At 38.3% G+C, this 22635-nt stretch carries 18 protein-coding genes; 12 read left to right on the forward strand and 6 right to left on the reverse strand.

The window, feature by feature from the left end:
- Positions 1-82: 82 nt before the first annotated feature.
- Positions 83-931 (reverse strand): SDR family oxidoreductase, encoded by an 849-nt coding sequence (locus GGR22_RS10600; protein ID WP_182493643.1) that lies wholly within the window; start codon positions 929-931, stop codon positions 83-85.
- Positions 932-1113: 182 nt separating this feature from the next.
- Between GGR22_RS10600 and GGR22_RS10605 the strand changes: the two genes are divergently transcribed.
- The 6 genes from GGR22_RS10605 to fabF all read left to right on the forward strand — a co-directional run bounded on the left by GGR22_RS10605 (position 1114) and on the right by fabF (position 5359).
- Positions 1114-1959 carry a helix-turn-helix domain-containing protein gene (locus GGR22_RS10605; protein ID WP_220477649.1) on the forward strand — a complete coding sequence of 282 codons (846 nt, stop codon included), beginning with the start codon at positions 1114-1116 and terminating at the stop codon, positions 1957-1959.
- Between the two features lie 76 nt (positions 1960-2035).
- On the forward strand, positions 2036-2620 hold the full coding sequence (locus GGR22_RS10610; RefSeq protein ID WP_182493644.1) for a TetR/AcrR family transcriptional regulator: 585 nt from the start codon (positions 2036-2038) through the stop codon (positions 2618-2620).
- Positions 2621-2672: 52 nt separating this feature from the next.
- Positions 2673-3422 (forward strand): SDR family oxidoreductase, encoded by a 750-nt coding sequence (locus tag GGR22_RS10615; protein WP_182493645.1) that lies wholly within the window; start codon positions 2673-2675, stop codon positions 3420-3422.
- A gap of 10 nt (positions 3423-3432) precedes the next feature.
- A complete protein-coding gene (locus tag GGR22_RS10620) occupies positions 3433-3867 on the forward strand; it encodes a PaaI family thioesterase (RefSeq protein WP_182493646.1) in 435 nt (144 codons plus the stop codon).
- 2 nt (positions 3868-3869) lie between these two features.
- A complete protein-coding gene (locus tag GGR22_RS10625) occupies positions 3870-4118 on the forward strand; it encodes a DUF2798 domain-containing protein (RefSeq protein WP_220477650.1) in 249 nt (82 codons plus the stop codon).
- A complete protein-coding gene (gene fabF / locus GGR22_RS10630) occupies positions 4115-5359 on the forward strand; it encodes a beta-ketoacyl-ACP synthase II (RefSeq protein WP_182493647.1) in 1245 nt (414 codons plus the stop codon). Before GGR22_RS10625 ends, fabF begins: the two co-directional genes overlap by 4 nt.
- Positions 5360-5368: 9 nt before the next feature.
- On the opposite strand, the gene def is transcribed toward fabF, so the two are convergent.
- The 3 genes from def to glmM are packed head-to-tail and all read right to left on the reverse strand — an operon-like array spanning position 5369 to position 7804.
- Positions 5369-6019, reverse strand: a complete 651-nt coding sequence (gene def / locus GGR22_RS10635) for a peptide deformylase (RefSeq protein ID WP_182493648.1) — start codon at positions 6017-6019, stop codon at positions 5369-5371.
- 11 nt (positions 6020-6030) lie between these two features.
- Positions 6031-6405 carry a CCC motif membrane protein gene (locus GGR22_RS10640; protein WP_121376424.1) on the reverse strand — a complete coding sequence of 125 codons (375 nt, stop codon included), beginning with the start codon at positions 6403-6405 and terminating at the stop codon, positions 6031-6033.
- A gap of 10 nt (positions 6406-6415) precedes the next feature.
- Entirely contained in the window at positions 6416-7804 is a 1389-nt protein-coding gene (glmM, locus tag GGR22_RS10645) for a phosphoglucosamine mutase (protein WP_182493649.1), read from the reverse strand.
- 92 nt (positions 7805-7896) lie between these two features.
- Between glmM and GGR22_RS10650 the strand changes: the two genes are divergently transcribed.
- The 6 genes from GGR22_RS10650 to GGR22_RS10675 all read left to right on the forward strand — a co-directional run bounded on the left by GGR22_RS10650 (position 7897) and on the right by GGR22_RS10675 (position 19686).
- Entirely contained in the window at positions 7897-8481 is a 585-nt protein-coding gene (locus GGR22_RS10650; protein ID WP_121376426.1) for an acyl carrier protein phosphodiesterase, read from the forward strand.
- 74 nt (positions 8482-8555) lie between these two features.
- Positions 8556-10376 (forward strand): chloride channel protein, encoded by a 1821-nt coding sequence (locus GGR22_RS10655; RefSeq protein WP_182493650.1) that lies wholly within the window; start codon positions 8556-8558, stop codon positions 10374-10376.
- A 140-nt stretch (positions 10377-10516) separates the two neighbouring features.
- Positions 10517-13348 (forward strand): excinuclease ABC subunit UvrA, encoded by a 2832-nt coding sequence (gene uvrA, locus GGR22_RS10660; protein ID WP_182493651.1) that lies wholly within the window; start codon positions 10517-10519, stop codon positions 13346-13348.
- Between the two features lie 24 nt (positions 13349-13372).
- Positions 13373-14098, forward strand: coding sequence for an LOG family protein (locus tag GGR22_RS10665; RefSeq protein ID WP_182493652.1), 726 nt, complete (start codon positions 13373-13375; stop codon positions 14096-14098).
- 187 nt (positions 14099-14285) lie between these two features.
- Positions 14286-17072, forward strand: a complete 2787-nt coding sequence (locus GGR22_RS10670) for an aminopeptidase (RefSeq protein WP_246336950.1) — start codon at positions 14286-14288, stop codon at positions 17070-17072.
- A 208-nt stretch (positions 17073-17280) separates the two neighbouring features.
- Entirely contained in the window at positions 17281-19686 is a 2406-nt protein-coding gene (locus GGR22_RS10675; protein WP_182493653.1) for an alpha-ketoacid dehydrogenase subunit alpha/beta, read from the forward strand.
- A gap of 50 nt (positions 19687-19736) precedes the next feature.
- Here the strand turns inward: GGR22_RS10675 and GGR22_RS10680 are convergent, their stop codons facing one another.
- Both GGR22_RS10680 and GGR22_RS17110 read right to left on the reverse strand, forming a co-directional pair.
- Positions 19737-20045, reverse strand: a complete 309-nt coding sequence (locus GGR22_RS10680) for a hypothetical protein (RefSeq protein WP_182493654.1) — start codon at positions 20043-20045, stop codon at positions 19737-19739.
- Between the two features lies 1 nt (position 20046).
- Positions 20047-22623: an EndoU domain-containing protein gene (locus GGR22_RS17110; RefSeq protein ID WP_220477651.1), complete on the reverse strand. Its 2577-nt coding sequence runs from the start codon at positions 22621-22623 to the stop codon at positions 20047-20049.
- Positions 22624-22635: the final 12 nt, after the last annotated feature.

Consider the following 22635-nt stretch of genomic DNA (forward strand, 5'->3'; position numbering starts at 1 on the left):
TGTTCTTTTAATTTAATTGTTGCGAGGTAAGAGGATGCCGTCCTTGAAATTTACTTCAGACGTAAAGAGCTGGCGCTATTGCCTAGCTTTCGTATCCTGTTGCTGTCGCAAATTCTCTTACGGCTTCCATGTTATTTCTCACTGCCTGTATTTTGACCTCCGCCATATCGTAAGCGTCTTGGCCTAAAAATAAATGTACTGGAGGATTTTGCATTTCTGCTGTCTTGATGAAAGCCAATGCCGCTTTTTGCGGATCTCCTTGCTGATTTCCGTTGATTTCGTTTTCGTGGGCCGCTTGGACATCCCTAACCGTTTTATACTCTTGAAGCTGGTTTTTAGGCACGTTAAGAGAAGAGTCGTTTAAGAAATTGGTCCTGAAATATCCTGGAGAAACGATTGTCGCTTTGATTCCGAAATCTTTTACTTCTTCCGCTAAAGATTCGGTAAAGCCCTGAACTGCAAACTTAGTTGCGCAATAGATTCCGAAGCCAGGAAAAGATCCAGTAAATCCGCCGATTGACGATACGTTAAAAATATGCCCTGATTGTTGCTTGCGTAGATAAGGCAATACTTTTCGAATTACGTTCAACGAACCGAAAACATTCACGTCGAAGTTTTGTCTTGTTTCGGCATCTGTCAATTCTTCTAGCGCTCCTGCCAATCCATATCCGGCATTGTTCACTACGACGTCAATGCTGCCAAAGCGTTCTACTGTATTTTTGATACTTTCTTCAACACTTTCTTCACTAAGAATATTTACGGCCAACGGCAGAAAGTTTTCGTTTTCGCCTACTGCTTTCTTAAGGTCTTCTAGGCTTCTTGAGGTTGCCGCTACTTTCTTGCCCTCACTTAATAATTGTTTTGCAAGAGCCAGACCTAGTCCTTTTGAAGCTCCTGTGATATACCATACTTTTTGATTTGAATTTTCCATGATTTTGATAGTTTTAAATGATTAATGATTTTGTTTAAATTTGATAAGGCAAAATTAGGGCAGCAATCGAGCGCAGTTATTGCGTAGAGCAAAGCAAAACTTGCAAAATTCAAACAATTCTCTTCTTTGGAGGATTATTTGGAGTATCCCGTTCCTTTCGACCTAATCCAACTATCTTTATTTTGAAATTATCTTCTGTGGAAAAAGAAAGCACGTATATTGAAAATAAGATTCCTATTCCGTCAGAATTTGAAGATGTGTTTTCCTATTTCTATTCGGCTAAAAATACGGGTGAAACAACAATCCATAAGACTTTGTTTCCGACTTATCAGACTATCCTAGTGTTCTGTTTTGGCGAAAAAGCGTCACTAACAACTAAGAAACAGACGACAATTACAATAGAAAAGTGCCTCGTTTTAGGTCCGATCCGCCAGCCAATCGATTATGTATTGCCTACGAACTCAGAAATACTGGTTGCAAATTTCAAAGGCGATGCCTTTTATCGTTTTTTTGGATTGTCATTGATTTCAGACACGATTCCGGTACATCCCGATGATTTGGTTGACGAAAATTGCTTTACGCTTTTGTGGCATTCTTTAAAAGATAGAATTTCGGTTGAGGAAAAAGTGGCTTCCATTCTTGATTTTAGCCGGCCTTACCTTAACAATAGAGAGCTTGGTTATGAAAGCATTAGCAATTTTGATGAAGAAAATCTGAATCCTATCAAGGCTATTGCCGACAAAACCAACCAAAGCGAAAGAAACGTACAGCTAAATTTTAAAAAATATTTGGGCTTTAGTGCAAAAGAAATCAATCGCTACAGGCGCTTCATAAAAGCGTTAGAACTGCTGAACGAAACGACAGAAACTTCAAAAAAAGCAGATTGGATTGCTATTGTCGAAACTTGCGGTTATTATGACCAAAGCCAGCTCATTCATGATTTTAAGCATTATCTAGGCCTCTCGCCCACTAAATTCCTTAAGTTTCAAGAGGAAATCTGTATTCCAAGAATGGACCAAGCAGAATAATTTAAAACTTTAATCAAACATTAACAAATAATACCAATTGGTATATTTACCTTTGCGGTGTTATTTGACTATCATCATGGGCAAGGCAGAAAAAACCAGATCATACATTATCGAAAAGACGGCACCAATCTTTAATATTAAAGGTTATGCTGGTACTTCTATGAATGATATCACGGAAGCAACCGGACTTACGAAAGGCAGCATCTATGGCAATTTCAAAAATAAGGATGAAGTCGCACTAGAGGTTTTTGAGCACAACAAAAAGAAAATGCAGAATCTCTTTACATTTGAGATAAGCAAAAAAAGTACTTACAAAGACAAGCTCCTTACCTATCCAGAACTGTATGAGCAATTCTTTTCCAAACATTTTATCGACGGCGGCTGTCCGATAATGAATACAGCTATTGAAGCCGATGATACGCATCCGCTATTAAAAGAAGCGGCCAAGAAAGCAATTTTGGTATGGAAAGACAGTCTCATGCATCTTATACAAAAAGGCATCGACAATAAAGAATTTAAGCCTGATACCGATCCAGAAGAAACAGCTTTGTTGATACTTTCTATTATCGAAGGCACAGTAATGGTTGCAAAACTAACAGGCAAGGTCAATTATCTTAAGACATTAATGCTTTCGTTGCGAAAACTCATAAACGAATTATAATTTTTTTTAATTAAAAATATACCAATTGGTATAAAACAAATACAAAAACAAAATGAAAACAAGTAAAAACACAATTTTAGTTACCGGCGGCGGTTCAGGAATCGGATTCGAAATCGCTAAATTATTTTCTCAAAACGACAACCACGTCATTATTACCGGAAGAAGCGAAGAAAAGCTTAAAAAAGCAGCTTCACAGCTTACAAATGTTACGACTATTGCGGCCGATATTACCAAAGAAGAAGACGTAAACAATTTGGCGCAAAAAATCACAAAAGATTTTCCAAATCTGAATGTTTTGATAAACAACGCTGGAAATGCTTCTTATTATGATGTATTGGCTCCCAATGCAGATGCCTTTTCAAAAGCTTCTGACGAAATAAATACCAATTACCTTTCTATTGTAAGATTAACTGAAAAACTGCTTCCTGTTTTAAATTCACAATCAGAAGCAGCAATAGTAAACGTCTCATCAATAGTCGCTTTTGCGCCAAATAAAGTTTTAATTTCGTATTCTGCTAGTAAAGCGGCCTTGCATTCCTACACGCTTTCGTTGAGAATTGCTTTGGAAAGAAGTTCTTTTTCGACACAAGTGTATGAAATAATGCCTCCTTTGGTAAATACCGAATTTTCAAAAGAAATCGGCGGTGAAAACGGAATTAGCCCTGAAGTTGTTGCTCAAGATTTGTTCAATGCTTTCAAAGAAAATCACTTTGAAATCCACGTTGGACAGACTGCAGACATTTACCAGCTTTCGCTTGCTTCTCCTAAAGATGCCTTGCTGGCAATGAATTCACAATCCTAAAAACAGTTAGATGAATAACGAAGCTTTCCTTTTTTTAAAACAGCATATCGGAAAGGAAGTCACACAGTCTCCTTCCCCATTCATGAACTGGCTCAAGCCTAAAATGGTTTCGGTAGAAGAAGGAAAACTTTCCTTTGAATACACGATCCGAAAAGAAATGACAAATCCTTTCGGTACCATGCATGGCGGTGTCATCGGTGCCATAATCGACGATGCCATAGGCGCCACGCTGATTTCGTATGGCGAGCCGCATTTTTACGTTACCATCAATAATGTGATTGATTATTTTGCTTCTGCAAAAGAAAACGACGTGATTATCTCAGAAACAGCCATCAACAAGAAAGGAAAGACGATCGTAAATGCACAATGCGAAATCTGGAACAAAGACAGAACCAAATTGCTGGCGAAAGGCTATACCAACCTATTGAAGACGGACATAAAATAAACATGAAAAAGAAGAAAATAGCATTTGCGATGATTATGGGAATAGTAACGACATGTATTATTTCGTTTTTGCTTATCTCCATAAATGTAGGTTTTACAGAAAATTTCTTTACGATTTGGATCAAATCGTGGATGCTGGCTTATGTCATCGCAATTCCTGCCATCTTGCTGATTGCTCCAAAAATAGAACAATTGGTAGAAAGACTTTTTAAGGAAAGTATTCCTGCCGACACTAAAACAAAAAACAAATGAAACGAGTAGTTATAACAGGCCTTGGCGCCATAACGCCTTTGGGAAATTCAGTTGATGAATTTTGGAAGAATATCATAGACGGAAAAAGCGGCGCTGCCAAGCTGACAAAATTTGATGTTTCCAAGTTCAAGACCCAGTTCGGATGCGAAGTCAAAGATTTCAATCCCGAAGACTATATGGACCGCAAAGAGCTCAAGAAATATGACTTGTTTACGCAATATGCCGTCGCCGCATCCGATCAAGCTATCAAAGATTCCGGACTGAATTTCGAAACTATGTCGCAAAAAGAACGTTCTGATGTTGGCGTCATCTGGGCCTCTGGAAACGGCGGCATCACTACTTTTGAAGAACAGTTGAAAGAATTTTTCAATGGCGATGGCACGCCGCATTTCAATCCATTTTTTATACCTAAGATGATTGTGGATATTGCAGCCGGCGTGATTTCAATCAAAAACAAGCTTCACGGTCCAAACTATGCTACGGTTTCAGCCTGTGCTTCTTCTAATACTGCGATAATCAATGCTTTTGATACCATACGATTAGGTAAGGCAAAAATCATGATTGCGGGCGGTTCTGAGGCGGCAATCACGGCTTCTTCTATTGGCGGTTTTAATGCTTCTCAAGCTTTATCCAAAAGAAACGACGAACCTCAAAAAGCTTCTCGTCCGTTTGACAAAGACCGCGACGGATTTGTAGCAGGCGAAGGTGCCGGTGCCCTAATTCTTGAGGATTTAGACCATGCTATTACAAGAGGCGCGACAATTTATGCTGAAATCGTCGGTGGCGGTATGGCAGCAGATGCGTATCATCTGACCGGAACTCCCGAAGACGGTTTTGGAGCTTCTCTAGGAATGCAAAAAGCAATGGACGAAGCAGGAATTTTAGCAAAAGACATCGATTATATCAACGCTCATGCAACCTCAACGCCACAAGGCGATAGTAGTGAATTGAATGCCATTAAAGGAATTTTTGGCAATCATCCAGTTGCTATCAGTGCAACAAAATCAATGACAGGGCATTTGTTAGGTGCTGCCGGAGCTATCGAAAGCATCATTACAGTGTTATCTGTAAAAAATGATATCATTCCAGGAACCATTAATACGGAGAATGTAGATGAATCTATGGCTGATTTGAATATTGTACTAGGCAAATCGATAAACAAAAAAGTGAATTACGCCTTGAACAATACTTTTGGCTTTGGAGGTCATACGGCCAGTACCATTTTCAAAAAGTATTCTTGATGACAAGAATTATTGTCTTCTGAGACGTTTTTCTAAAAACAAGTTGATTTCATTACTGACAGGAGAAACTTCTATTTTTTCCTGTTCTTTCATCCTGTCGATAAAAAGAATTCCTTTCAGATGATCGGTTTCGTGCTGAAAGATAACAGCAGTAAAGCCTTCGATGATTTCTTCGCAAGGCTTTCCGCTTTTATCCAGATACGTTAATTTTATAGTGTAATTTCTCAAGACATCGCCACTGATATCTGGAATAGAAAGACAGCCTTCTTTTCCTTTTCGCAACAAAGCTGAACTCCAAGTTATCTTTGGATTGAGATACAATTCAAACGGCTCTCCTTCTTTATCAAAACGCTGTACCCAGATGACATTTTTATTAATCCCGACCTGTGGTGCTGCAATTCCGATTCCCGGATTGGCGGGATCTCGCATTGCCAAAAACATTCGTTCCGCTAGCAATAGCAACAGGTCGTCTTTCGGGTCAACATCTGTTGAAACTGATTTTAATATTTTTAGTTCTTTCTCGTCTGTTATCTGAATAACCTTGAGCATCGTTTTCGTATCTCCAGACTGAATCAAATTCCGTTCTGATTTCATAAACTTTTGGGCAGAAACGCCTATCGTTACTAACAATAAGACAAATGTCAAGGCTAACTTTTTCATAATAGAATAGTTTAGGTAGCTGCGGCGGCTGAAAACGCAGGGATCAGCACCGAAGCAACAAAAATAAAATAGAAAATGATGAAAATAAAGAACAACGAGCCGATGCACAATCCGATAATGGCACAAATTCTTCCAGCGCTTAAGTTCTGATATCCGTCATATTCCTGTGGATTTTCACGATACAGCTGCATGTCTTTTTTCGCAATCACTAAGGCAATGATGCCCAATATGATTCCGAAAATACCATAACAAAACGAGGTAACTACCGAAGTAATTCCTAAAACAAGTACGGTCGTGGCATTTGGAAGTTGTTTTCTATAATTTTGCCTATACGGTTCCGCTCTATAGGATTCTTGCTTGTATGGTTCTTGAGATTGGTTTTCCATTTTTATCTATTTAAATTCCGGCTACGGCTTTGATTTCTTCAATAATTCTTAGTGCTAATGCATCCGCTTCTGACTGGCTTTTGGCTTCAGTGTAAATTCGGATGATCGGTTCTGTGTTGGACTTTCTTAAATGTACCCAGTTTTCGGCAAAGTCAATTTTTACGCCGTCGATTGTCGAAATATTTTCTGACTTATATTTGTCTGTCATGGCGACTAAAATGGCATCAACATCAATTTGCGGTGTTAATTCGATTTTGTTCTTGCTCATGAAATATTCAGGATACGAAGCTCTCAATTCAGAAACCTTCATCTTTTTGTTTGCCAGATGCGTCAAGAACAAAGCTACTCCTACCAAAGAATCACGGCCGTAATGAAGTTCTGGATAAATGATGCCGCCGTTACCTTCGCCGCCAATAATCGCATTGTTCTTTTTCATCAATTCCACAACATTTACTTCACCCACGGCACTGGCTTCGTAAGTACCTTTGTGATTGTTTGTTACATCACGCAACGCACGTGAAGACGACATGTTAGAAACCGTATTTCCTGGTGTCTTGCTCAAGACATAATCTGCCACGGCAACCAAAGTATATTCTTCACCAAACATTTCTCCGTCTTCAGAAATAAACGCCAGACGGTCTACATCAGGATCGACAACAACGCCCAAGTCTGCTTTTTCGGTTACGACCAATTCTGAAATATCCGTCAAATGCTCTTTTAGAGGCTCTGGATTGTGTGGAAAATGTCCGTTTGGCTCGCAATATAGTTTTACCACCTCAACGCCCATCAATTCTAACAGCTTAGGAATGATAACGCCTCCTGAAGAATTTACTCCGTCGACAACAACTTTAAATTTGGCTTGTTTTACAGCCTCGACATCAACTAAAGGAAGATTTAACACCTCATCAATGTGAATATCCATGTAAGCATCATTTGAAATAATTTCTCCCAAACTATCTACATCTGAAAAGTCAAAAGCTTCTCTTTCGGCAATGTCTAGAATTTTAGCGCCTTCAGCTCCGCTTAAGAATTCTCCTTTTTCATTTAGCAATTTCAATGCATTCCATTGTTTTGGATTGTGGCTTGCTGTCAGGATGATTCCACCATCAGCTTTTTCTAAAGGAACGGCAACTTCAACAGTAGGCGTCGTCGATAAGCCCAAATCAATAACATCAATTCCTAATCCGATTAAGGTATTCACGACCAAATTATGAATCATCGGGCCCGAAATTCGGGCATCACGGCCAATCACGACAGTCAGTTTGTCTTTTTTCGAATAGTCTTTCAGCCAAGTTCCGTACGCAGAAGCAAATTTTACAGCATCAACCGGAGTCAGGTTATCTCCTACTTTTCCACCGATAGTGCCTCGGATTCCTGATATTGATTTTATTAAGGTCATATTTTATTTTGATTTTTTCGTTCCTAAAATTTAAATTGTTAGCAAATATATGAATTGCGCCTCAAGTAATATAAAATTCCTAAATTAGACGAATGAATTTTCTAGCCCATATTTATCTTTCCGGAAATAATGATTTCATGAAAATTGGCGGTTTTATGGCCGACGGTATTCGCGGGAAAGACTACGAACATTTTCCAGAAGACATTCAAAAAGGAATCATATTGCACCGTGCTATTGATACATTTACGGATGCTCATTCTGTTTTTCGAATCAGCAAGCATCGATTGCACGAACGATATGGCCATTATTCTGGCGTTATCATTGATGTTTTCTACGACCATTTTTTGGCCAAGAACTGGAAGCACTATTCGGATGAAAAACTAGATGTATTTGTGAACAATTTCTACCAATCGTTAGAAGATAATTTCGACATCCTGACGCTAAAAACTCAAAACATGCTCCCTCACATGGAACGTGGCAACTGGCTGTGGAATTACCAGTTTATCGACGGCATCGGTAAAATTTTATCGCAAATGGACTATCGTACCAAAAATACTTCAAAAATGGGCGAATCTGTAAAAGAATTACGAGAATTCTATACTGAATTTGAGCAAGAGTTTACTCTATTTTTTAAAGAGTTAAGGGATTTTGTCGCAGAAAAAATTAAAACTTTATAATAGTTTTATCTTTAAAAATTTAACAAAAGGCGTATTTTAGCATTTTAATCCTAATCGTTTTTCTCAGATATAAAATGCCAGGCAAAAAAGCGTCTCCCATAAAAATATTCTTCAGGAACATTTTCCGACAAATAGAAACGCTGTTCTTTTTGTTTAAAAATTTCCTTTCCGAAAGACATTTTATTTACCTGTCCTGCGTAGTCGTTGGAATTTCCTGCGCCTTTGCCGTAATCGTGTTGAAAGGCTTTGCCCACTCCGTTTTCGTATTTGCTACGTATGTCAACGGCTATCTTAAACTGCCTTATATCAATAGTATACTGCCAATAATAGGAATCCTTCTGACGGTTTTTGTCATTAAAAATATTTTAGACGGAAAGCTCGAAAAAGGGAGTTCCCGAATTTTGTATGCCGTTGCAAAAAGAGGCGGTATTCTCCCAAAAAAGCAAATGTATGCACAAATCATAACAAGTTCCTTGACCGTCGGACTTGGAGGTTCCGCAGGATTGGAGTCACCGATTACGATTACAGGCGCTGCCTTTGGTTCCAATTTTGCCCAAAAATACAGGCTTTCTCAAAAAGACAGGATCTTGCTTTTGGCTTGTGGCGTCGCCGCTGGTATCGCTGCCGCATTTAACGCGCCCATTGCCGGCGTATTATTTGCGATTGAAGTGGTTCTCACCGATGTCGCTATCACGGCTTTTATTCCGATTATGATTTCTGCAGCGACTGGAGCCTTGATTTCAACAATTGTTTTAAACGAAGACGTGCTCCTGTCCTTCAAGCAACAGCAAACGTTTGACTTCCATAACATTCCATTTTATATCCTTTTGGGAGTTTTGGCTGGTCTTGTCTCCATCTATCATGCCCGAAATTTCCAAAAAATAGAAAGTTTTTTCAAAAAATTTAAAAACAGTACTTATAAAAAAGCGCTCTTTGGAGCTTCTATTTTGGCTGTGCTGATTTTCTTTTTCCCGACGCTTTTCGGAGAAGGTTATGAAAGCATCAAGACCTTATCTAACGCGAATCCACAAGTCCTTCTAGAAAATACATTGCTTGACGAATATAAAAGTAACGAATGGGTACTGTTGTTATTCGTAGGAATCACAATGCTTCTGAAAGTATATGCTACAGGATTGACACTCGGTAGCGGCGGAAACGGAGGTAACTTTGCTCCTTCCCTTTTCGTAGGTTCTTATTTGGGTTTTTTCGTAGCTAAATTTTTTAATCTTTTAGGAATCGGAAAAGAACTTCCTGTCGGAAATTTTACGATTGTAGGAATGGCCGGAATCTTGAGCGGCCTCTTCCACGCTCCATTGACAGCTATCTTCCTTATCGGTGAAATTACCGGAGGCTACAACCTTATGGTGCCGTTGATGATTGTTTCTTCCATCAGTTTTGCGGTTTCCAAGCAGTTTGAGACGCATTCAATGGACGTCAAGCATTTGGCAGACAAAGGCGATGTTTTTACGAGCGACAAGGACAAAAACATCCTTTCCAACATCGACATCTTAAATCACATCAATTCCGAATACAAAACTGTCAAGCTGGAAGACAAAATCGAGAGTCTAGTAGAATATCTTTCCAATTCTAAGCAAGAAGTTTTTCCGGTCGTAAACACTAAAAATGAGCTGATTGGGATTATTGATTTTGAAGACCTGAAACCTATCGTATTCAATTCTTTCAGGGTAAAATATACAACCATTCCAGAAGCCATGAAAGCTCCTATTGATGTGATTTCTTATGAAGACGGAATGGAACTTGTAATGGAAAAATTCGAAAACTCCCATTTGGAGCAGCTTCCAGTCACAAAAAACGGCAAGTATTTTGGGTTCATCTCTAAGGTAAGCGTATTAGAATCCTATAGAAAAAAATTAAAAGAAATGGTCATTGAATAAGGAACTTTTCTTTTCATAAACTACTGACAAAGAGCAAAACTAAGCCCTTACTTCTTTTTACATAAATTTAAGTTTTGGACATTCGTCTTTAACTAAAAATAAATTACAAAAACGTACCTTTGCATTTTGCAAAAAATTCTATGCTAGATACTGAAAATACGATTGAAGTTTTAGGCGCCCGCGTCCACAATCTGAAAAATATTGATGTTACAATTCCCCGTGAAAAACTCGTAGTCATTACGGGACTTTCGGGATCTGGAAAATCTTCTTTGGCCTTCGACACGATTTATGCCGAAGGACAGCGCCGTTATATTGAGACCTTTTCGGCTTATGCACGACAGTTTCTTGGCGGTCTAGAACGTCCTGATGTTGACAAAATCGACGGCCTTTCTCCAGTAATTGCCATTGAGCAAAAGACGACAAGCAAAAATCCGCGTTCGACCGTTGGAACTATTACAGAAATTTACGATTTCCTGCGTCTGTTGTATGCCAGAGCCGGCGATGCTTACAGTTATGTGACTGGAGAAAAAATGGTCAGCTACAGCGATGAGCAAATAAAGCAGCTTATTTTTGAACAATTCGAGGGAAAAAGAATTAATATTTTAGCACCTATAATCCGTTCTCGTAAAGGACATTATCGCGAGTTATTTGAACAAATTTCAAAACAAGGATTTCTAAAAGTCCGAATCAATGGCGAGATCAAGGACATTACGGCCGGAATGAAATTAGACCGTTATAAGACACACGATATCGAGACGGTCATCGACAGAATGCTGATTGAAAATACGCCCGAAAATGACAAACGTCTGACGGAAAGTATCAAGACAGCCATGTATCACGGCGATGACATCTTGATGATTATTGACCAAGACAGCCAAGAAGCACGCTATTTTAGCCGAAACCTGATGTGTCCGACTTCTGGGATTTCCTATCCGAATCCAGAGCCGAACAATTTTTCATTCAACTCTCCAAAAGGAGCCTGTGACCATTGCAACGGCTTGGGAACCGTGAATGAAATCAATATGAAAAAGATCATTCCGAATCCGAAACTTTCCATCAAGCAAGGTGGTTTCGCGCCTTTGGGAGAATATAAAAGCTCTTGGATTTTCAAGCAGCTGGAAATCATCGGAGAGAAATTCGGATTTAAATTAACGGATCCGATTGAAAAGATTTCCGAAGAAGCCATGGAAGTCATCATGCACGGCGGAAAAGAAAAATTTGAAGTTTCGTCCAAGACATTAGGCGTGACAAAAGATTATAAAATTGACTTCGAAGGAATTTCAAGCTTTATCAAAAACCAATTCGACGAAAGCGGTTCTACTACTATACGACGTTGGGCAAAAGAATTCATGGACGAAGTAAAATGTCCGGTTTGTGAAGGCTCTCGTTTGAAAAAAGAATCATTATACTTCAAAGTAAATGGAAAAAACATAGCAGAATTAACCGATATGGATATTTCTGACCTAGCCGTTTGGTTTGACCAATTGGATAACGATTTAACCGAAAAGCAACGAAAAATTGCTTCCGAAGTTGTCAAAGAAATCAAATCCAGATTGAGCTTTTTGGTCAACGTAGGATTGAATTACCTCGCATTGAGCCGAAGCTCGAAATCACTTTCTGGCGGAGAAGCACAGCGAATCCGTTTAGCGACACAAATCGGATCACAATTGGTCGGAGTACTTTATATTTTGGACGAGCCAAGTATCGGTTTGCACCAAAGAGACAACGAAAAACTGATCCATTCTTTAGAACAATTGCGCGACATCGGAAATTCTGTAATTGTTGTAGAACACGACAAAGACATGATCGAAAGAGCCGATTATGTTATCGATATCGGACCAAAAGCGGGACGATTTGGAGGACAAATCATCAGCAAAGGAACTCCAAAAGAGCTTTTGAAAGAACATACTTTGACCGCTTCCTATTTAAATGGCGAAATGGAAATTGCAGTTCCGAAAAAACGACGCGAAGGCAACGGAAAATCTCTAAAACTAACGGGAGCAACAGGAAATAATTTGAAAAATGTCTCAATTGAATTGCCTTTAGGCAAATTAATCTGTGTGACAGGAGTTTCCGGAAGTGGCAAATCGACGTTAATCAACGAAACGCTCTACCCTATCCTAAACGCTCACTTTTTCAACGGCGTGAAAAAACCACAGCCTTATAAAAAGATTGAAGGATTAGAGAATATCGACAAGATTATCGACATCGACCAATCGCCAATTGGAAGGACGCCACGTTCTAATCCAGCTACTTATACAGAGGTTTTTTCTGAAATCAGGAGTTTGTTCACGCAAACGCCGGAAGCCATGATTCGGGGCTATAAACCGGGTCGTTTCAGCTTTAACGTTTCTGGAGGAAGATGCGAAACCTGCGAAGGTTCTGGCGTACGTACGATAGAAATGAGCTTCTTGCCCGACGTGTATGTAGAATGCGAAACCTGCCAAGGAAAACGCTTCAACAGAGAAACTTTAGAAATCAGATACAAAGGAAAATCAATTTCCGACGTCTTGAACATGACTGTTGACGAAGGAGTTGAATTCTTCGAAAATATACCAAAAATATACCGAAAAGTCAAGGCTTTACAAGATGTTGGCTTAGGTTATATCACTTTAGGACAACAAAGCACCACGCTTTCTGGCGGTGAAGCACAGCGAATCAAGCTGGCAGGCGAATTGTCTAAAAAAGATACTGGAAATACATTTTATATCCTCGATGAACCAACAACTGGATTGCATTTTGAAGATATCCGTGTCTTGATGGAAGTAATCGACAAGTTGGTCAACAAAGGAAATACGGTGCTGATAATCGAACACAACATGGACGTTATCAAGCTCGCCGATTATATTATCGACATCGGACCTGAAGGAGGAAAAGGCGGCGGACAGCTGATTGCCAAAGGAACGCCAGAAGAAGTTGCCAAAAATAAAAACAGCTACACGGCGCAATTCTTGAAAAAAGAGTTACTTTAGCAGGCTGATTAATTTTTAAGAAAGATGAAAAAAGAAACATTCGAAAACGAAGACGACAGAATACAAGAAGTATTTAAACAAAAGACGTGGAACGAGATACGAAGCAATGATTCTTGGGCAATTTTTAAAATCATGTCCGAGTTTGTAAACGGCTATGAAAACATGGGAAGAATTGGTCCCTGCGTTTCTATTTTTGGATCTGCAAGAACTAAACCAGACGATAAATATTACCTGCTTGCTGAAAAAATCGCATACAAAATAAGTAAAGCCGGCTATGGCGTTATCACTGGAGGCGGACCTGGTATCATGGAAGCCGGAAATAAAGGAGCGCATTTGGGCGGCGGAACTTCGGTTGGACTCAACATCGACTTGCCTTTTGAGCAACATTTCAATCCGTATATCGATAAAGACAAAAACTTAAATTTCGACTATTTCTTTGTACGCAAAGTAATGTTCGTGAAATATTCCCAAGGATTTGTAGTAATGCCGGGAGGTTTCGGAACTTTGGATGAACTATTCGAAGCGATAACTTTAATCCAGACAAAAAAAATAGGCAAATTCCCAATCATCTTGGTCGGAAGAGATTTCTGGGCTGGACTGATCGAATGGGTAAAAACGGTACTGATTGAAAAATACAGCAACGTAAGCCCTTGCGACATGGACCTTATCAAGATTGTTGACAATGAAGATGAAGTATTGGATGTATTGGATAATTTCTACAAAAAATACAATTTGAGTCCTAATTTTTAAAAAGCTCATCACAATAAACAAATGGAAAGCTGTCTTTTTAGGCAGCTTTTCTTTTTAAGCCAATCTTAAGCAACCTTTATTAGGAAATGTATCTAATAATAACTAAACTTGCTTTAACGTTTTACCGTACATTATATAAAATTGCTGCTTGAATACTTTCTTTAAAATCTTTTTCTGTTTTTCTTTTATGTTTCTTTCAATAAAAGGAAATGCGCAACATCATTCCAGAATGATTGTTGAAATTAATAGCGAAGAAAAGTCAGCTTACGTACAGCAGGAAATTACCTTTAATAATCAGACAGGAGACACGCTGACTTCTATCATCCTTAATGATTGGAACCATGCTTATTCGGATAAAAATACGCCTCTGGCAAAACGATTCTCTGATGAATTTGTCAGAAGCTTTCACTTGGCAAAAGACGAAGAAAGAGGAAAGACAGACAACATAACCATTATTGGACAAGATAATTTGTTTTTGAAATGGCACCGTTTTGAAAAACATCCCGATGTAATAGAAGTCAATCTTCGTGAAAAATTGGCTCCTAACGAGAAAACAGTACTAAAACTGACGTATCTGGTAAAACTTCCAAATGACCGTTTTACCAAATACGGCTGGAACCAGAACGGTGAAATGAATCTGAAAAACTGGTTCCTCACTCCTGCACGATATGAAAACCACCAGTTTATAAAGTACAGCAACAATAATCTAGACGATATCACCAATAGTCTCACAGATTTTGACGTAAACTTGAAACTTCCATTAGGACTTGAAGCTACTTCAGACCTAAACGAAATCAGCCGTACCAAAGACGCAACGTTTTCTACTTATGAGCTGTCTGGGAAAAACCGCCAAGATTTCAACCTATTCTTAGAACCTAAAACGACCTTCTACAGTTATAAAAATAATGTCGTTACCGTAGAAACCAACCTCAAGGAAAACAGGCTGAACGAAATCCAGAAAGCGATTGTCATTGACAAAGTCGTAAATTTTGTCAATGAAAATATAGGCAGCTATCCTTTTGAAAAAATTACAGTATCGCAAGCAGATTATGAAAAGAATCCTTTTTACGGATTGAATCAGCTTCCGTCATTTATAAGTCCGTTTCCCGATGAGTTTTTATTTGAGATAAAATTCCTCAAGACCTATCTGAATAATTTCCTCAAGACCAGCCTTCACCTAAATGCAAGAGACGATAACTGGATTTATGACGGTATCCAGATTTATACCATGATGAAATATATAGAAGATCATCATCCGGACAGTAAAATGATGGGCAATCTTTCGCAATGGTGGTTGCTCAGAGGCTATAACCTTACAACGATTAGTTTTAACGAGCAGTACAGTTATTTCTATATGCTGATGGCTCGAAAAAACCTAGACCAGCCGATAGGCGATCCTAAAAATACGTTCATTAAATTCAACGAGCAGATTGCCAGCAAATACAGAGCGGGACTTAGCCTTAAATATTTAGATAATTATTTGGAAAATGGCATCGTAGACAACAGCATCCGTGAATTTTATGCCTTGGACAAAGAACACACTGCTTCAAGGACAGATTTTGAGAAGATCCTTAAAGCAAATGCAAAAAAAGACATCAGCTGGTTCTTCAAGACGATAATCGATTCTAGAGATATCGTGGATTATAAATTCACCAATGTCTCAAAAACCAAAGATAGCGTGACTTTTACGGTTCGCAATAAGACAAAAACAGTTGTTCCTATTCCGGTTTATGGTACGAAGAAAAATGAAGTCGTTTTTAAAAAATGGCTCGACAACATCAAAACCGACAGTACCTTTACCCTGCCGCGCAACGAAGCAGACAAAATCGTCCTGAATTTTCATAATGAAGTTCCAGAATACAATCTTCGCAACAACTGGAAATCGTTAAAAGGCTTTCTGCATCAAAACCGACCGATCAAGTTCAATTTCATGAAAGACCTGGAAGATCCCTATTATAACCAAGTTCTTTATGTCCCGACATTAACGTATAACTTATACGACGGGCTTTCGCCAGGAATCCGTTTCCATAACAAGACCATTTTAGACAAGCCGTTTGTTTATGAAATAAATCCAATCTATTCGCCAAATACGCAGACGCTGACAGGGTCATTTTCTTTTGCCGTAAACCAATACAACCGCAACAACAATCCTTTCAACATCCGCTATCAGATGAACGGGTCTTATTTTCATTATGCTCCAGATGCGGCCTATCTGAAACTAACTCCTACGGTGACGATGCTTTTCAGGGAAAATAATTTCCGCGATAACAGAAAGCAAGGCATACAGTTTCGAGAAGTCTTGGTAAACCGTGACAAGTCTATCTATAATGTGGAAGAAACTGAAAATTATTCTGTTTTTAATGCTAAATATTACAACGTCAAGACAGAAGTGACCAACCACTTTAACTTTGTAACCGATTTGCAGATTTCCGGAAAATTTGGAAAAACGGCAGCAGAAATTGAATACCGAAAATTGTTTGAAGACAACCGCCAGCTCAACCTGAGATTGTACGCCGGAACTTTTCTATACAATAAAACCGACACCGATTATTTCAGTTTTGCGCTTGACCGTCCGACAGATTATTTGTTTGATTATAACTATTATGGACGTTCAGAAAGTACTGGTTTTTTCAGTCAACAACTGATTCTTGCTGAAGGTGGGTTCAAGTCCAAGCTTGATACTCCGTTTGCCAACCAATGGATGACCACCCTGAACGGAAGTTTTAGTATCTGGCATTGGATCGAAGTCTATGGCGATGCCGGATTGGTAAAAAACAAGCATGCTGACCCGAATTTTGTTTATGACAGCGGTATCCGATTAAATCTTGTGACTGATTATTTTGAATTATATTTCCCTGTATATTCCAGCAATGGCTGGGAAGTCGGACAGCCTCATTATAACGAAAAAGTCCGCTTTATCATAACCTTCAGTCCAAAAACTTTGGTCAATCTTTTTACTCGTAAATGGTTTTAGGCTGAAAAAGGTTTTATTCGAGAAAATACCAGAAACAAATTATTCTAGCCTAAAATTACATATATTACAATTTTAATTCACTTTCACTAAACTTCTTTCATTCAAAACTTACTACAAAGCAAATTGATTGCAGATAATTAAATGAGCTCTTTTTTGTTTTGTAAGTAGAAATGTCTAAATTTGTTTTCTATTCAAGAAATTCCATTTTATGACACAAATAGCTTCCAAAAAAGAACTTTCGTTTGAAGATTTCAAGACCGAAGTGTTGAATGACTATAAAATTGCCGTAATCAGCAGAGAATGCAGCCTTTTGGGACGCCGCGAAGTCTTGACCGGAAAAGCAAAGTTCGGTATTTTTGGCGACGGAAAAGAAGTACCTCAGCTGGCCATGGCAAAAGCTTTTAAGAATGGAGATTTCCGTTCAGGCTACTATCGCGACCAGACTTTTATGATGGCGATTGGCCAGATGACCATTCAGCAGTTTTTTGCCGGACTTTACGGCCATACGGATATCGAGCATGATCCGATGTCTGCCGGACGCCAAATGGGTGGTCACTTTGCTACGCATAGCTTGAATGATGACGGTTCTTGGAAGAATCTAACGCTACAAAAAAACTCTAGTGCCGACATCTCTCCTACTGCTGGTCAAATGCCTCGATTATTAGGATTGGCACAAGCTTCTAAAATATTTAGAAATGTTTCAGGAATCCACAACAAGACTAATTTTTCGATTAACGGAAACGAAATTGCTTGGGGAACTATCGGAAATGCCAGTACCTCTGAAGGCTTGTTTTTCGAAACTATAAATGCTGCCGGAGTGTTGCAAGTACCAATGGTAATGAGCGTTTGGGATGACGAATACGGAATTTCTGTTCATGCAAAACACCAAACTACAAAAGAAAATATCTCTGAAATCCTAAAAGGTTTTCAAAGAGACAACGAAAATAAAGGCTATGAAATCATTCGCGTAAAAGGATGGGATTATCCAGCCTTGATTACAGCTTATGAGCAGGCATCACAGATTGCACGTGAAGAACACGTTCCTGTCTTGATCCACGTGCAAGAATTGACGCAGCCTCAAGGACACTCGACTTCAGGTTCGCACGAGCGCTACAAAAATGCAGATCGTTTAGCTTGGGAAGCGGATTTCGACTGTCTTCGCCAGTTGAAATTGTGGATGATTGCTATCAATATTGCTACGCAAGAAGAATTAGACGAAATTGACAATATCGCTAAAAAAGAAGTACTCGATGGCAAAAAAGCCGCTTGGAATGCTTTTGTAGAACCTATTAAAAACGAGCAGAAAGAATTGGTTTCTTTGCTGGAAACAATTGCCGCTGCTAGCGAAAACAAAGTTTTTATTCAAAAACATGCTTCAGATTTAGCCAGTATTAAAGAGCCTATTCGCAAGGATATTATTACGACAGCTCGAAAAGTACTGCGTCTTATTCTAAAAGAAAATGGCAAAGCCCAGCTTTCGCAATGGATTACGGCTTATACTGAAAAAATACAGCCGAAATTTAGCTCTAATCTCTTTTCAGAATCAGACCAAAATGTCTTTTCTGTAAAAGAAGTGCTTCCAGAATACATAGAAAATGCAGAAGAAGTCGATGGAAGAGTTATCATCCGCGACAACTTCGACGCTATTTTCAGCAAATATCCAGAAACGCTTGTTTTTGGTGAAGATGCCGGAAATATTGGTGACGTAAACCAAGGTCTGGAAGGAATGCAGGAGAAATACGGCGAATTGAGAGTAGCCGATGTCGGAATCCGAGAAGCGACTATCTTAGGACAAGGAATCGGAATGGCGATGAGAGGACTTCGTCCGATTGCCGAAATCCAGTACTTAGATTATCTTTTGTATGCGATTCAAATCATGAGTGATGATTTGGCAACATTACAATACAGAACACGCGGCAAGCAAAAAGCGCCGCTTATTATAAGAACTCGTGGACACCGCTTGGAAGGTATCTGGCATTCTGGCTCTCCAATGGGAATGATTATCAATGCCATTCGAGGCATACACGTTTTGGTTCCTAGAAATATGACAAAAGCGGCCGGTTTTTACAATAGCTTATTGGAAACCGACGAGCCGGCTCTTGTTGTGGAATGTCTGAACGGATATCGTTTGAAAGAAAAAATGCCTGTCAATATGGGCGAATTCAAGACTCCTATTGGTGTTGTAGAAACACTTAAGCAAGGAAAAGACATTACGCTTGTTTCCTATGGTTCTACCTTGCGTTTGGTTGAACAGGCCGCAAAAGAATTGCTTGAAATTGGTATTGATGTTGAAATTATCGATACACAGTCGCTATTGCCTTTTGACATTAACCATGATATTGTAAAATCTCTAGCAAAAACCAACAGATTATTAGTAATTGACGAAGATGTCCCTGGAGGAGCTTCTGCCTTTATCTTGCAACAGATTCTTGATGAACAGAACGGTTACAAATACCTTGACAGCAAACCGGAAACATTGACTGCAAAAGCACACCGCCCTTCGTATGGAACGGATGGGGATTATTTCTCAAAGCCTTCTGCAGAAGATATTTACGAAAAAGTATATGCCATTATGAGTGAGGTAAATCCTGAGAAGTTTCCTAGCTTGTACTAATATCCATTTAATATAAAATAAAAACCCGTCAGTTGACGGGTTTTTTTTATTTATTCTTCGTAAAATGCTTCTACAGCTTCTTGAATATCTTCTTTCAAATAACTAATATTAGGAAATTTTGACAAAAGATTTTTTAAACATTCAACAAATTTTTTGTTTTGAAATTTATATGACAGTCCTTCAAATCTCGAGGAAATCCAGCGAATTGATTCTTCATTTAATTCATTGATTATTAAAATTGAATCATCAACATTTTTAGATAATAATTCTGTTATATAATCCAAATCACTTGTTATCGTAGGGTCTTCAGGATGTTTGTTTTCAATATTCCTTATTGTATTTTCTATTAAAGTCTTCATCTTAGTTATTTTTATAAGGATTTAATTCAAAATTTTTACTCTTTGCTATAGGTTGCATCGCATTATCCGGAAATATAGTTGCTGGCTTTCCTTTGGTTTTTAAAACCCCTACCCTTACCCCTTCAAAATTATCAAAAATAGGCTTCCCATCTTCTAGAGTTTTAAACTTTTCGAAATTTTTATTTATAACATGTTGCCCAGCCTGTTTTATCTTTTTTACACCCCATTTTTTTGGAAACCAAGACTGTCCAGTTATTTTTTCACCTACCACTAACCTTTTAAAATTACTATCATGCCCTGCAACACTACCGATTCTTACACCATTTTTATAGGTATGTTCAATTTTGTATTCTCTGCCCAAGCTTTCGAGTTTAACAATATTGGTTTGCCCATGACCACCACCGAGCATTTTTCCTGGAGCAGTACTCTTTTTAGGGTTGCCTGGCAATGAGAAAGCTCCTTCATCAGCATGTTTAAGAACTTCATCTGGTAGGTATTTTAAATCAAAAATCTCGTTTAACTTTTCAATTAAATTTGCACCTTTTGCCGCCCAAATTTCTTTGAATGTTTCCCTGACTTCTTTAGCTGTACCATTTGCAATGGCTTCTCCTCTATAAATTGCAGCATAAGCAACCGCCTTTCCTTCTGCATCAATTCCTTTAATGAATAAAACTCCTTCCTGCTGTAATCTGGTGACTCCTGCCATCTTGAAGTTGACTCCGGAAAGCTTTAAGGCTTCTTCACCGTACAGAATCTCTTTTACTGTATTTTGAGTAAAATTAGCAATATTTATTTCAAGGATGACTTTTGTAATACAAGCTCTAGCAAAATTGGCAACCTTAAAGTTTTTAATCGCATTTGCTGTTCTTAACAGCCCTGCGCCTGCTTTAAAAAAGCTTTGTAGAAGTGCTGGGCCGGCTGTTATAATACCTCCAACCACATAAATTTGCTCCCAAGTCTCTAAAAATTCAGCACCTCCAGGAGTTTCCAAAATTTCATTCCGACTGGCATTTATAGCTACATCGCCAGTAGCTAGTACTACATCTGCAAGAGCTAGAGCAAATACCCCTGGATTTGCAGTAGTTGCCATTACAATTACACCTGCAATGATAGCTACTATATCAAATCCAATGCGAATAGCGAGCTCAACATCCTTTATTTCTTTTTCGCCAGCGAGTGCTTTTACAAAAATAATTGGAACGGGAATAGGAATATCAATACCAGAAGTATAATCAACCAAAGAAACCATATCTAAAGGGTGATACATCTTTCCTTGATCTTGATTAACAGTTTCAGAATAAGTCCTTTCTAGATCAGGCCCTAAAGGAATAGTCACTCCAAACTCATCAGTTTCAGTATTGGGCTGTTGATAGGTATGTTCTACGATTTTCTGTTGCTTTAAGTAAAATTCATCTTCCTTTTCGTCACTAAACCAAGAAATATCGGAATCTATTTTATATCCTTTTCCATAATAAAAGACCTTGCCTATTGTCTTCAGTTTATTATTATATATGCAACAGGCACTTATCATACTAGCAAAAATTATCCTGTTGCTTGTGACCTGTCCCATAAACTCTGAACTTCCATCCAGGTTTTCATAAATTCTTTTTAAAAAAGCTTGGTCTTCACTAAATTTTTCGATTATATAAAAAGAGTTGCCAAAAGCCTTAAATAAATTCATTAAAGCACCACTGCTATCTTTAAAGTTACTAAACGTTCCTGTATCATCATAATCTGTGAGCAGATTCACATGATCCCATAGTCTTTCTTCTTTCAAAAGAGACACTAATTGATTTAAGATAAAGTCAGGAATATTTTCATAAAGAAACTTCAATTCACTTCCCGTTTTAGCTATTTTGAGAGCCTCAACAAAAGCATTTTTAATTTTTTCCTTAACAAATTCTTTTGATCCCGTGTGTTCGGCTAATGCCACAAATGCATTGGCATCGTCTGTTTTTATAATAATCGCATTGAATTGATCTCTTAATACAAAATCATTTTCAACTTCTGGCGTTACGTCATAATTTCTTAAATGCATGGCATCTTCATAGACAAAAGCAATCCGAAAGTTTAGATTCTTTTTTGCAGCATCTATCTTAAAAAGATAGCCGGGTTTATCTAAGTTCACATGACAGGCTCTAGAATTAAGCTTGATTTCTAATTTTCCCTGCCTTTTTATCTTACGATTTTCATCTTCATAATTAAAGATTGTCTTATCACTAGAAACCGAAGCATAAAAACTTTTCAGCATCATTGCCGAAGGGCTCTTCGAAGACAGTGGATTAAGCGTAGGAATTAAGAAAGCTGGAAAATAAAAAGCCTTTTTATAGGGTCTATTTGTCCTGATAAATTTCAATAATTCATTAATGTCAATTATTTTAGTTGTCCATTCATCTTTATATTCACCACAGGAATTATTTTCTCCATATATTTTTTCATAAGCAATTTCTTCAAAACTATTATTTTTTAAATTACCTACTTGTCCGCTGTTCTGAAATGCTTCGAAGCCCTGCATATCCAACTCTCGTAGAAGATCCTGACTTTCTTCGTCAAAATCTTCAAATATATCTGTTGTCATATTATTATTTTT

Origin of the sequence: Flavobacterium gossypii, from assembly GCF_014138495.1 — a bacterium.
In the GTDB taxonomy this organism is placed as follows: Bacteria; Bacteroidota; Bacteroidia; order Flavobacteriales; family Flavobacteriaceae; genus Flavobacterium; species Flavobacterium endophyticum.